Origin of the sequence: Citrobacter sp. Cf125 (assembly GCF_030333935.1) — a bacterium.
GTDB classification, from domain to species: domain Bacteria; phylum Pseudomonadota; class Gammaproteobacteria; order Enterobacterales; family Enterobacteriaceae; genus Citrobacter; species Citrobacter freundii.
Genome location: NZ_JAOWEY010000025.1, coordinates 940,217 through 952,880, shown reverse-complemented (window position 1 = coordinate 952,880; position 12,664 = coordinate 940,217). Strand labels below are relative to the sequence as shown.

Sequence of the window (12,664 nt, the reverse complement as noted above, 5' to 3'; positions counted from 1 at the left end):
ACTCGTTTTAGTTAATTAAACCCGCCGCTTTGCGGCGTTTGTATTCTTCCATCAGTATTTGCGCTGGCGTTGGTCCCGCCGGATGGTGCGGCGCCGCCAGTTGACGTCGAATTGGTGGCACACTTAGTCCGTTACCAACATGCTTCGACCACTTCGTAAGTAACTTTTCCGCCAGTCGTTTCAGTTCCCCCTCTGTCATTTGTCGTTCAACGCCTGTTCTGCGCATTTCGATGCAGATGTGATACAGCACGGACTGAGGCCATGGATATTTATCGCTTCCTGAATACCGATATGACTCATTGCGCCAGCGCCGGTATTCCGTCATAACCTGCTCCGATGTCAGTCCGAATGGATTCGCTCCACTCACTGAAACCAGAGAAACAAACTCAGCCAGGTCAGGCGGCCATGTATTTCCCATCGCACAGCGCTCCATGCACTGCTGACAGACCAGCCGAATTTGGGGTTCAGTCATCGAACCTATCTGGGCTATCCAGATAGGCGAAGGCTCCGCCCCGTTCTTCTGGGTCCATCGGTTCGAATACACCTCCCCCATGACCTGCCACAGTCGCCAGGCTGTTTCCGTCGCCATCAAATCCATTCCTGCGGCGCCACTCTGCGTGTGCTGACTGAATTTGCTGAACTGCCCGGGATGCTGTTGGTTCGGATCCTGCTCCCACATGACTGTTACCTCCGGTTTCTGGTTTTACCTGCGTTCTCACCCGGGCTACATGTCGGGCAAATTTTTGTTCCCACTGGATTTGTGTAAAAACTTTCCCTTCCGACTCCCAATACGCAGTGAATTCTGCGAGTTCAGTCAGAAGGTAATCTGGTTCAGGCAGGGAGATACCCCACGATGCAGCGCGCTGTCGGAAGTCTCTGGAGGGAAGCCAGCTATCTGTCATGCTGAATTTCCCGATCGGTTCATCAACACCGTCCAGGTATCGGGGCATGGCCGGGGATGGCAGTTCATCCCCATTCGGATTTTTCATCGCGCCCGCGTTAAGAGAGGGGTTTAAGATCTGTTTACTGCTAACTGCTTTCTGGATACCTGATGGCAAAGGTTTAGCCAAAGACTTAGCCTTATCCTTAGGCAAAGCGAAAGCCTTATCAAAAGCCGTCCCCATAGCGTCAGAAACCCCGTAGCAGGCGGCTTTGAGAGCTTCATATGCTTTATCTTTCAGTGAACATTCAGGCAGTAATTCAAACGATCGTGCCCATGATTTGATCACGTTCACTGATGCTGGAGGGTTATGTTTCACCGCGTTAGGCAACCAAAAAACTCTGGCTTTAAGATCGGCTTCCACCATACCTAACGCTATGGCTTCGCTTAAGGCTAAGTCGAAGGCTTCGACATCCCAGTTTAATTCTTCAGCCATAGCCGCCCTTCCCGCCTTATACAGCCCGGGAATAATCCCTGTGAATGGACCCGTAAGCAGGTAAATAAACAGACTCTGCCCACTTGGCGGGAGTGGTGATAAGGCTCGAAACTTAGGATCATCCCACATGGTGATCTTCACCTTACGGTAAGGCTCGTTACTAGCCTTACTCTTAGGCATGGCCTTAGCCAAAGGATTAGGCATACTTCACCCCGCGAGTTGCAGTAATAATGGTCATTGGTCAAAACTCGATTAAAACAATTGCGGCGCTACGGCGCTTATACTCGCCAGTAGTGGTCCCGCCGCGTCAGCAGGTAACATGTTGAACAATGCGATTGCCGCCTCACGAATCTCCTTCTCGAGCTTTTGTAATGGCGCGCCAATTAATTTCGCATGGTGTGCCTCACTGCACTCTTTGATAGCGTTCGCCACCAGCTCTGCTTCTGTGCTCGCATTACTTAACCCGTGCTTCCTGGCAATCTGAACTGGCATAGCAGCAATGATTGAGACTGACAGCTGCATAACGTAAGCCGTATACTTTTCTGACCCCCCTTCGTTTTTCAGATACCGGAATAAATTCTGCTTATTAACAGCAATTCCGCGGCCATCTGCCTTGGCCCACTCTTCGGCCACCAGCTGAGCGATCCGTTCCTGTGCCTGTCCTGGTAATGTCGATTCCCATTCACGAACGGCAACCCAGATTTTTTTGCACTTCATCCAATCCCGGCGACAAACAGAAAACTGATTTTTTGTTTTCTGAGTTCTCACCATCGTCGGGGTATGGTTTTTAAAAGAGATGGTTTGCATGGTCACTCCTTAGGTAATCCATCCGTTGGATTTGGGTATAAGTCGGGTCTAAGTTCGTGGGGGGTAACCCCTGTAGCGCTAAAGACTTGAAGTACCCGTGACGAAGGAACAGTACCTTTTGCTTTCCACTGACTTACTGCCATTCCGCTTACACCAATCGTGCAAGCTAATTTATTGGCCGAGCCAGCTAGTCGAATTGCGTTATCAATGGCTGTCATAACTATCTCCTTTTTAAATTGGGAGTAATAAACCATAGGCTTACATCAATTGCAAACTTTAAATTTATTGTGACTATAAACCAAACATTTACAATGGGTGTATGAAAAACACTGACGATCTCAATAACCAACTGGTAGCCCGCTTAGAAGAAATTACTCAAAGAGGGATCAGCAAAGCTGATATGGCTCGCATTGCAGGAGTTACGCCTCAAGCTGTGAATGGGTGGTTTAAGAAGGGAGTTATCAGTAAGAAGTCCGCCATAGCAATTGCGGAAGCCGCCAACGTGTCCGTTACTTGGTTGTTAGGTGAGAAAGTATCAGAAGATTCAGGTCTCAAGCCTAACGAGAGCAAAATGCTTAACTTGTTTAGGCAGCTACCAGAGGCAGAGCAAGAGCGAATGATCGATACCTTTGCACTGAGGTTAAAGGAAATTGATGATTACGTTGAGAAATATCTTCGTGGTCGTTTTAAGGCTAACGATGTGAACTAAGAGTTTATTCCCATCCATTGAAACCGGCGTTTGCCGGTTTTTTTTCGCCCTTTTGTCAGAACCTCCCTCCCCTTAGTTTTTCACGACTGATAAAGCAAATGTTTGCCTCCACATCAATTGACGATTGACACAAACATTAAACCAATGATTTAATCATTCTATCGAAAACGTCATCGAGGCAGGACGCCCACGAAGTAGCTGCCGGCGGCATACGAATCACCGGATGAGATGACAAGTATTAACACGCAGCAGGTTCAACGTTCCGCCAGCCTGGCGACAAGGGCAACGCAAGAGGATAAATCCATGATCGATTTCGCACGTAAACCAGTGCGGTGTCAGGCCGTACATCTAAACCGTATTGAAGTAATTATTCGACTGATTTGCTACATGCTCGCCCAGAAGGGCGACCCGTCTGCCGACCAACAGACTGCAGTTCGTTCATAACGAGTTTGACCAATGGCTGTTGCCAGCATCAGTAAGGAAGTGACTATGGAATTTGGAATGAAACGTGTGGTGGCATCTGTTCAGGTGGTTGCCATCCTCAACAGAATTTACAACGGCAGTCCGGTTTCCATCGCATCAATCAGCAAGGAATCAAAGCTGTCTGTGTCTTACCTCGAGCAGATTTTCTCGAAGCTGCGCAGCAGTGAAATCGTCACCAGCCAGCGTGGCGCTGGTGGCGGGTACCACCTTAGCAAAGCAAACCCCAGCGTGGCTGACGTCGTTCGCGCCGTTACTCACACGCCTGATTCATTTAAGCCCGTGCTGAATGCTCTGGAGTGGGTCCCCGTCGCACAACTGGTGTAGGGAAAATTCCCCACCCCATAAAGCACAAAACCCGCGCAAGGCGGGTTAAGTACCCGGTCAGCCGACCAAAGCTTTCCGGAACGAGTTTTGACCAATAACCACTACCTTAGGCGGCGATCATCAGCTGCCGGGTATCTTACAATCCTACGGAGCCCGAACGCAATGTTAACGTATGCGTATCTTATTAAAGCCAAAGCGAAAGCAACTGAGGCAAAAAACCTGTTTTGCTGGTTCTCTGCGAAATCAGATTCCCGTGCAGAACGCGAAATCCTCAATATTCTCGAAGACAATGGTATTGCCGTCGGTCGTGGTGCCGATTATCAATTACCAGTCCGCACCAACTGGTTTGTTGTTGACGATCTTCCTGAGGAAAGCACACTTGATGACACATGGTGCGTTCGTTACGAACTGACAGAAGACCAGCAGACGTGGCAACTGAAACAGAGGCCTGATGATGAAAATCAGGAGACTTCCAGCCAGCAAAAACCTGAAACTACCAGTGCCAATGTACCCACCAGCGATGCACCAGAGTTGCTCCGCCCAATATCTCGCCTGCGCCTGTCTCAGCGACTGATTGCGCACCTGGTCAATGACACTGAAGAGAAGGAAATCAGTGAAGCGCAGCACATCCAGATCGGACAAATGGAACTGGACGAAAATGATCTCTATGTGCAAAACCTGTTACAAGCCGTTGCGAATGTGCCAGCGGTGAAAGAGTTTTCTGCTCATGTCGAGTGGAAGCTGGCAAGCGCTATAAAAGAAGTCTTCGACCGTGAGCAGGTCTATACCGTTGCTTCATTTGAGCAATTTATTACCGAATGGATTGAAGAACCAGAAAAACGGGCTCTTACCGTTCAGGAGTGGGTTAATGATAAGAAAGCACGAGTTGCGGGTGATAAACATGCCACTCCACCTGTAACGCCAGAGCTTATTACCGTTGCGACTCTGCCGCTACGTCAGCGCCTCTTAGCTCAGTTTATTTCTGAAGAATATGCTTACCATATTGATACTGAGCAGAAGAAAACCATTCAGGAACTCGAGCTGAATGTGGATAACAGCTATGTGCAGAACCTGCTGCTTGCCGCCGAGAATGTAGAACCATTCAGGAAAGCGCCAGAGATCGATATCTGGAAGATTATCAGCGCGCTGAAAACCGTTTTTCCGGTTGATGGAAAACGGGTTGATCTGGTCACCGTTATCCAGTTCTTTAAGGCCTGGTTCAATACTGAGCACATTGACCGTGGGCTGCTGGTTAAAGAGTGGTGTAAAGGCAATCATGTGTCGGAGATTCAGCGCACTGACTCCGCAACCAACGCAGGTGGAGGCAATAAGACCGATCGCAACCCGGAACTTGTCCACACGCTGGATACTCTGGACATTGATATTGCGCTGGCCACACTTCCAATGGATTTCAACATCTACGATATTCCTGGTGGCGTTTTCCGTCGTGCAAAAGAGATCATTTCTAAAAACGAAAGCCCGTTCAAAGAGTGGTCCGCCGCCCTGCGTAAACGCGCTGGCATCCTGGATTATTCCCGCGCCGCTATTTTCGCGCTTATTCGTAGTGCAGAAGAAAATACTCACCATTTCCCGGAACTGCTGAGCCGTTACATCAACAAAAACCTGACTGAAACCGACCACCAGCACCCAACTGAAGAAACCCTGGTGGCAGCCGGTCACGTACCAGAAAAAAGCTGGGAAAACGAGATTAAAGAGAAGTCCACAGCTGAACAGAAGGCAACAGCCGAACAACCAGAAATCGCCAACATGGGCAACGGTGTTTTCTCCATTGATGGCCTGATGGGTAACCAGCCGGCGCCAGCGCTTTCTGTCGTAGACCAGGTACGCCAGCGCGCCGTCGAAGAAAAATTACATCAAGTCAATACCGAGGAAACCACCAGCGATGTGCAGATGGAAAAAACTGACGACAGCGAAATCAAAGCTAATGCTGAAGTGCCTCAGGGCGAAGCAGCTGCTTTGCCAGTTGAAAGCACTGATGCAACTGGTGAGCCTCCAGCTTCCCTGAATAATGAACCCGTTCACCATATTGATACGGATCCCCTGAACGCTTTTTATACTCACCTGATGGTTGATTTGGAAACTATGGGCAGCGGTCCTGATGCACCAATAGTCTCTATCGGTGCCGTATATTTTGATCCTTCAACTGGTAACACTGGTGCCGAATTTTACCAGGTTGTCAGTCTTGAATCATCGATGTCGTTTGGCATGAAACCGGATGCGTCAACAATTCAGTGGTGGTTGAAACAATCATCTGAAGCCCGTTCTGCAATTCTGGTTGATGAGGCCATGGGGCTGCGTGAAACCCTTGAACTACTGGCTGACTTTATTGCTGAAAATGCTGCTAACGGTAGCCACACTGTTCAGCTGTGGGGTAATGGATGCTCGTTTGATAACGTCATTCTCCGCCGCGCATATGCATTAACAGAAACTCCCTTCGCTGTTCCGTTCTGGAATGACAGGGATGTAAGGACCATGGTCGAACTGGGTAAATCCGTCGGTATAAATCCAGGCTTCGACATCCCGTTTGAAGGCGACATGCACAACGCGCTTTCTGACGCCCGACACCAGGTCAAATACGTCTCTGCAATCTGGCAACGCCTGACAAAAAACTGATTTTAGGTTTTCACTTACAGCCAGTTGCAGCATGTACTGTTGTGGCTGGCGGCATCGGAGTTATGTATGTCGCAACTCATTTTCAGCGAAGAGTGGATGGTTGAAGCGCGACTAACAGAAAAGACCGGCTTGTCTGAAAGACAAATTAAAAGTTATCGGTTGAATTTGTGGATCGAAGGCGTGCATTTCAAACATCTGACAGCTCTCGGCGAAACTGACAATTCTAAAGGTCTGCTTTGGTACAACTATCCAAAGATTAACCAATTAGTACAGGAAGCATGATGGACTTTCCAACCGGCGTTGAGCTGCATAATGGAAAAATACGGATCACATTTACCTATCGCGGCAAACGTTGCCGCGAAGTCCTTCGGGGCTGGACGGTGAACAGCAGCAACATTAAAAAGGCTGGAAATCTTCGCGCGCTCATCACAAGTGAAATACAGCTCGGTAAATTCGACTATGCGGAACGTTTTCCGGAATCCAAAGCGCTTAAGAAGTTCATCACAACCAAAAAAATCACCACGTTTAAAGAACTGAGTGATTTTTTTACAGACACCAAAGCCTTAGAGGTATCTGGTGCAACACTGCTATCGCTTACTTCGGTCGTAAATACGTTACTGCGTGTAATCGGAGAAAATACCCGTCTGGTAGATATTGAGCATGCCGACATTTTGCATTACCGAAAGGAGTTATTGACCGGGACAATTATTAACCCGGCAATGCCGAATCTGACCAAGCAGGGCCGCGCGCCCTCAACAGTCAATAAACAGATGGCAGTTTTATCAGAAATGCTTAAGCTCGCAAACCGAAGCCAGTTTATATTGCATGCTCCTTATGAAGGAGTGTCGCGACTCAAGTTATCTAAAAATGATCCCGACCCACTTTTACTTCATGAGTACCAGGCACTGATAGCCGTCCTTCCCCGTAGCCAGGCATTAATCATCATTGTTGCCGTTCATACGGGGATGAGGCCGGGCGAGATATGCGCCCTGGCATGGGAAGACATTGATTTGGTAAAAGGTGAAATCCACGTATCCAGAAGTTTGACGAATAAGCGAGTATTTGTACCCCCTAAGACAGATGCCGGAATAAGGACGATAACGTTGCTTAAACCTGCTCTGGATGCACTGAAGGAACAATACGAAGTCACCGGCGCTAATCCGAAGCAAGAAATTCGATTTCACCATCGGGAGATCGGAAAAACTGAGCAGCAATCTCTTCGCTTCGTTTTTTCACCGACAGCATATTCGTCAAAAAAAGGCAGTTACTTCTCTAAGAACTCGATTGCCTATGGCTGGAAGCGAGGCACTAAACTTGCAAATATCCGCGAAAGGAATCCTTATCAGTCACGGCATACCTACGCATGCTGGACGTTGATGGCCGGAGCGAACCCGTCATTCATAGCGAGTCAGATGGGACATGAAGATGCGCGCATGGTGTACGAGGTTTACTCCAAGTGGATTGGCGACATGAACCAGGATCAGGTCAACATGCTGAACAATCAGATGCCAACGGCACTGCCCCCAGGGCGCCCCCACGGGCAGGGGAGCATGAGAAAAGTTATTTAATTTCATAGCGCTGCTTTCAATCCACATAATCAGCGTTAAACTATTCATACCATTATTTTAGGGAGAAACGATGATGCGCGTACTGGTTGTCGAGGATAATGCTTTATTACGCCACCACCTCAAGGTTCAGTTACAGGATTTAGGGCATCAGGTGGATGATGCAGAAGATGCGAAGGAAGCGGACTATTATCTGAATGAGCATCTGCCGGATATCGCGATCGTTGATTTAGGGCTCCCCGATGAAGATGGTTTGTCGCTAATCCGCCGCTGGCGCAGTAATGAGGTTTCGCTGCCAATTCTGGTATTAACCGCGCGCGAAGGCTGGCAGGACAAAGTGGAAGTCCTCAGTGCAGGCGCTGACGATTATGTCACCAAACCATTTCACATCGAAGAAGTGGCTGCACGCATGCAGGCACTGATGCGTCGAAACAGCGGTCTGGCATCGCAAATTATCTCCCTTCCGCCTTTTCAGGTGGACCTCTCCCGACGCGAGTTATCCGTCAATGATGAGGTTATCAAGCTCACGGCGTTTGAATATACCATTATGGAAACTCTCATCCGTAATAATGGCAAAGTGGTCAGTAAAGATTCACTCATGTTGCAGCTTTATCCGGATGCCGAGCTGCGCGAAAGTCACACTATTGATGTCCTGATGGGGCGTCTACGTAAAAAAATTCAGGCGCAATATCCGCATGAAGTAATTACCACAGTACGTGGCCAGGGATATCTTTTTGAACTGCGCTAATGAATAAACTATTGCGTCATTTTTTCCCGTTATCGCTGCGGCTGCGCTTTTTACTGGCCACCGCGGGCGTGGTATTGGTGCTTTCACTGGCCTACGGCATGGTTGCCCTGGTAGGCTATAGCGTCAGCTTTGATAAGACAACGTTCCGCCTGCTGCGGGGCGAAAGTAATCTGTTTTATACCCTGGCGAAATGGGAAAACGGCAAGATTAACATCGAGCTGCCCGAGAACCTCGACATGCAAAGCCCAACAATGTCTCTGATTTACAATGAAGCGGGTGAACTTCTGTGGGCGCAGCGCAATGTTCCCTGGCTGACGAAAAGTATCCAACCGGACTGGCTAAAAACCAACGGATTTCATGAGATTGAAGCCAACGTAGACGCTACCAGCACCCTACTGGGCGAAGATCACTCCGCGCAGCAGCAGTTAAAAGAAGTCAGAGAAGATGACGACGACGCCGAAATGACCCACTCCGTGGCGGTAAACGTCTATCCTGCTACTGCCAGAATGCCGCAACTGACCATTGTGGTTGTCGATACCATTCCGATAGAGCTAAAGCGCTCGTATATGGTCTGGAGCTGGTTTATTTATGTGCTGGTCGCCAATCTGTTGCTGGTCATTCCGCTGTTATGGGTGGCCGCGTGGTGGAGCCTGCGGCCGATTGAATCGCTGGCGCGTGAAGTCCGTGAGCTTGAGGAACATCATCGTGAGATGCTAAACCCCGCCACCACACGCGAATTGACCAGCCTGGTTCGTAATCTCAATCGGCTGTTAAAAAGCGAACGTGAGCGTTATGACAAATACCGCACCACGTTAACAGACCTCACCCATAGCCTGAAAACACCACTGGCGGTATTGCAGAGTACTCTGCGCTCAATGCGTAATGAAAAGATGAGCGTCAGCGACGCAGAGCCTGTCATGCTGGAACAAATCAGCCGTATTTCCCAACAGATAGGCTATTACCTGCATCGCGCGAGCATGCGTGGCAGCAGTGCCCTACTCAGCCGCGAACTGCACCCGATCGCGCCGTTGCTGGATAAACTGACCTCGGCACTGAATAAGGTGTATCAGCGTAAAGGCGTCAACATTAATCTCGATATCTCACCTGAAATCAGCTTTGTGGGCGAACAGAATGATTTTGTCGAGGTGTTGGGCAACGTACTGGATAACGCCTGTAAATATTGTCTGGAGTTTGTCGAGATTTCAGCGCAACTGTCTGAGGATCAGCTGCATATTCTGGTTGAAGATGATGGTCCTGGTATTCCGCAAAGCAAACGGGAAGTGGTGTTTGACCGTGGACAGCGCGTAGATACGCTACGTCCAGGACAAGGCGTCGGTCTGGCGGTGGCGAGAGAAATCACCGAACAGTATGACGGGCAGATTATTGCCGGTGATAGCCTGCTGGGTGGTGCGCGCATGGAAGTTATTTTTGGTCGCCAGCAGCCGGGCCAGAAAGACGAGTAATCGTCGCATGTAATAAATATGTACTGACTTCACGCTTGAGGTTAAGTATCCGTTATAATCGGTTGCAGATACCAGCCTGCGGGATGCTCATTATGGAATACCAACTCACACTTAACTGGCCCGATTTTCTTGAACGCCACTGGCAGAAACGCCCGGTGGTCTTAAAACGCGGGTTTAACAATTTTATTGACCCTCTCTCTCCTGACGAACTGGCTGGACTGGCAATGGAAAGCGAAGTCGACAGCCGACTCGTCAGCCACCAGGACGGAAAATGGCAGGTTAGCCACGGTCCCTTCGAAAGCTACGACCATCTTGGCGAGAACAACTGGTCTTTGCTGGTGCAGGCGGTCAACCACTGGCACGAGCCAACTGCCGCGCTGATGCGCCCGTTCCGTGAATTACCGGACTGGCGCATCGACGACCTAATGATTTCTTTCTCTGTCCCCGGCGGCGGCGTTGGCCCGCACCTGGATCAGTACGATGTATTTATCATTCAGGGAACAGGTCGTCGTCGCTGGCGCGTAGGTGAAAAACTGCAGTTGAAACAACACTGCCCTCACCCGGATCTCCTTCAGGTCGACCCGTTCGAAGCTATTATCGATGAAGAGCTGGAACCCGGCGATATCCTGTACATTCCACCGGGATTCCCGCACGAAGGTTATGCGCTGGAAAACGCGATGAACTATTCGGTCGGTTTCCGTGCGCCAAACACTCGCGAGCTGATCAGCGGGTTCGCCGATTACGTTTTGCAACGCGAACTGGGTAGCACCTATTACAGCGATCCGGACCTGCCGCCGCGCGATCATCCGGCCGACGTTCTGCCGCAGGAGATGGATAAGCTGCGCGAAATGATGCTCGGGCTGATTAATCAACCAGAACATTTCCAGCAGTGGTTTGGCGAGTTTATTTCTCAGTCTCGTCATGAACTGGATATTGCCCCGCCGGAGCCACCGTATCAGCCAGACGAAATTTACGATGCCCTGAAGCAAGGTGATGTGTTAGTGCGTCTGGGCGGATTGCGTGTATTGCGTATTGGCGACGACGTCTACGCTAACGGTGAGAAAATTGATTCACCGCATCGTCCTGCCCTGGAAGCGCTGGCCAGTCATATTGTGTTGACGGCTGAGAACTTTGAGGATGCGCTGGAAGATCCTTCTTTCCTTGCCATGCTTGCCGCGCTGGTCAACAGCGGGTACTGGTTCTTCGAAGGGTAATGCGAAGTGTGCCTGATGCGACGCTACGCGTCTTATCAGGCCTACTGGAGTGTAATAATGTAGGCCGGATAAGCGAAGCGCCATCCGGCAACTACACATACTTTATTTTTGTTGCGCGGCCAGTTCAGCAATACGCACAATCACTTGTACCGCTTTTTCCATTCCTTCCAGGGTTACAAACTCATGTTTACCATGATAGTTATAGCCGCCGGTGAACAGATTCGGACACGGTAATCCCATAAACGACAGCTGCGCGCCGTCAGTGCCGCCACGGATCGGTTTTAGCACCGGCTCAATATCGCAATCGCGCATCGCCTGCTGGGCGATATCCAGTACGTGCGGATGCTCAATCACTTTTTCGCGCATATTGTAGTAACTGTCTTCAATCACCAGTTCGATATAGCAGTCGGGGTGTAACCCTTTACCGACCTTCTTGGCGATATCCATGATCTTGCGTTTACGCGCTTCAAACTGCTTACGGTCAAAATCACGAATAATGTAGTGCATATCCGCCCGATCGACCGTCCCTTTCATGCTCGCCAGATGATAAAAGCCTTCGTAGCCTTCCGTCTTTTCCGGGCTTTCATCTGCCGGAACCTCTGCATGAATACGCGCCGCCAGCGACAGCGCATTCACCATCACCCCTTTTGCGGTGCCGGGATGCACATTGTTGCCAACAATTTTAATATTAACCGACGCGGCGTTGAAGTTTTCAAACTCCAACTCACCTACGCCACCACCGTCAACGGTATAGGCCCACTGCGCATCGAATGTCGCAACGTCAAAATGCTTCGCCCCTTTACCCACCTCTTCGTCCGGTGTAAAGGCCACGCGGATATCACCGTGCGGAATATCTTTTTGGATAAGCACAGCCAGTGCGGTCATGATTTCCGCCACGCCTGCTTTATCATCCGCGCCCAGCAACGTTTTACCATCTGTAGTGATCAGCGTCTGACCCAGAAGTTGATGCAGCACCGGGAACATCACTGGCGATAAAACTTCATCACCAATGCCTAACGCAATATCGCCACCGCGATAGTTTTCAACAATTTGCGGATTGACATTTTTACCACTGAAATCCGGTGAGGTATCCACATGGGAAATAAAGCCGATCGCAGGAATATTGCCAGCAACGTTAGCGGGTAACGTTGCCATCAGCGTGCCTTTTTCGCTCAGTGAAATATTAACCAGCCCCATCTCTTCGAGCTGTTGTTTGAGCAGTTGTAATAATTTCCACTGTCCTTCGGTGCTGGGTACCTGCCGCACGCCCGATTTTGATTGGGTGTCCAGCGACACGTAGTGTAAAAAACGCTCAAGTAGTTTATCCATGCAGTCACCCTC

At 49.7% G+C, this 12,664-nt stretch carries 13 protein-coding genes and 1 pseudogene; 9 read left to right on the top strand and 5 right to left on the bottom strand.

Annotated elements, in window-relative coordinates:
* Positions 1-7: 7 nt before the first annotated feature.
* The 4 genes from OGV89_RS21195 to OGV89_RS21180 all read right to left on the bottom strand — a co-directional run bounded on the left by OGV89_RS21195 (position 8) and on the right by OGV89_RS21180 (position 2,401).
* On the bottom strand, positions 8-553 hold the full coding sequence (locus tag OGV89_RS21195) for a replication protein P (RefSeq protein WP_286559366.1): 546 nt from the start codon (positions 551-553) through the stop codon (positions 8-10).
* Positions 465-1,376, bottom strand: coding sequence for a DnaT-like ssDNA-binding domain-containing protein (locus OGV89_RS21190; protein ID WP_233599541.1), 912 nt, complete (start codon positions 1,374-1,376; stop codon positions 465-467). Before OGV89_RS21190 ends, OGV89_RS21195 begins: the two co-directional genes overlap by 89 nt.
* A gap of 252 nt (positions 1,377-1,628) precedes the next feature.
* A complete protein-coding gene (locus OGV89_RS21185) occupies positions 1,629-2,183 on the bottom strand; it encodes a toxin YdaT family protein (RefSeq protein ID WP_200024786.1) in 555 nt (184 codons plus the stop codon).
* Positions 2,184-2,185: 2 nt separating this feature from the next.
* The gene (locus OGV89_RS21180) at positions 2,186-2,401 is read right to left on the bottom strand and encodes a transcriptional regulator (protein WP_032949519.1); all 216 of its coding nucleotides are present in this window, start codon (positions 2,399-2,401) and stop codon (positions 2,186-2,188) included.
* Between the two features lie 101 nt (positions 2,402-2,502).
* On the opposite strand from OGV89_RS21180, the gene OGV89_RS21175 reads away from it, so the two are divergent.
* The 9 genes and pseudogenes from OGV89_RS21175 to roxA all read left to right on the top strand — a co-directional run bounded on the left by OGV89_RS21175 (position 2,503) and on the right by roxA (position 11,323).
* Entirely contained in the window at positions 2,503-2,892 is a 390-nt protein-coding gene (locus tag OGV89_RS21175; protein WP_032949520.1) for a helix-turn-helix domain-containing protein, read from the top strand.
* A 303-nt stretch (positions 2,893-3,195) separates the two neighbouring features.
* A pseudogene (locus OGV89_RS21170) lies at positions 3,196-3,336 on the top strand (hypothetical protein); the annotation flags it as partial.
* A 45-nt stretch (positions 3,337-3,381) separates the two neighbouring features.
* Positions 3,382-3,699, top strand: a complete 318-nt coding sequence (locus tag OGV89_RS21165; RefSeq protein ID WP_233590554.1) for an RrF2 family transcriptional regulator — start codon at positions 3,382-3,384, stop codon at positions 3,697-3,699.
* 162 nt (positions 3,700-3,861) lie between these two features.
* The gene (locus OGV89_RS21160; RefSeq protein WP_200004603.1) at positions 3,862-6,333 is read left to right on the top strand and encodes a 3'-5' exonuclease; all 2,472 of its coding nucleotides are present in this window, start codon (positions 3,862-3,864) and stop codon (positions 6,331-6,333) included.
* A gap of 66 nt (positions 6,334-6,399) precedes the next feature.
* Positions 6,400-6,615, top strand: a complete 216-nt coding sequence (xisR, locus tag OGV89_RS21155; RefSeq protein WP_003832298.1) for an excisionase family protein — start codon at positions 6,400-6,402, stop codon at positions 6,613-6,615.
* A complete protein-coding gene (locus OGV89_RS21150; protein ID WP_200004635.1) occupies positions 6,615-7,901 on the top strand; it encodes a site-specific integrase in 1,287 nt (428 codons plus the stop codon). The genes xisR and OGV89_RS21150 overlap by 1 nt, the downstream gene beginning before the upstream one ends.
* A 73-nt stretch (positions 7,902-7,974) precedes the next feature.
* Entirely contained in the window at positions 7,975-8,646 is a 672-nt protein-coding gene (gene phoP, locus OGV89_RS21145) for a two-component system response regulator PhoP (protein WP_003030783.1), read from the top strand.
* On the top strand, positions 8,646-10,109 hold the full coding sequence (gene phoQ / locus OGV89_RS21140; RefSeq protein WP_016150060.1) for a two-component system sensor histidine kinase PhoQ: 1,464 nt from the start codon (positions 8,646-8,648) through the stop codon (positions 10,107-10,109). Before phoP ends, phoQ begins: the two co-directional genes overlap by 1 nt.
* A gap of 92 nt (positions 10,110-10,201) precedes the next feature.
* The gene (gene roxA / locus OGV89_RS21135) at positions 10,202-11,323 is read left to right on the top strand and encodes a [50S ribosomal protein L16]-arginine 3-hydroxylase (RefSeq protein ID WP_003030786.1); all 1,122 of its coding nucleotides are present in this window, start codon (positions 10,202-10,204) and stop codon (positions 11,321-11,323) included.
* Positions 11,324-11,425: 102 nt separating this feature from the next.
* On the opposite strand, the gene pepT is transcribed toward roxA, so the two are convergent.
* The gene (gene pepT, locus OGV89_RS21130; protein ID WP_032936142.1) at positions 11,426-12,652 is read right to left on the bottom strand and encodes a peptidase T; all 1,227 of its coding nucleotides are present in this window, start codon (positions 12,650-12,652) and stop codon (positions 11,426-11,428) included.
* Between the last annotated feature and the right edge of the window lie 12 nt (positions 12,653-12,664).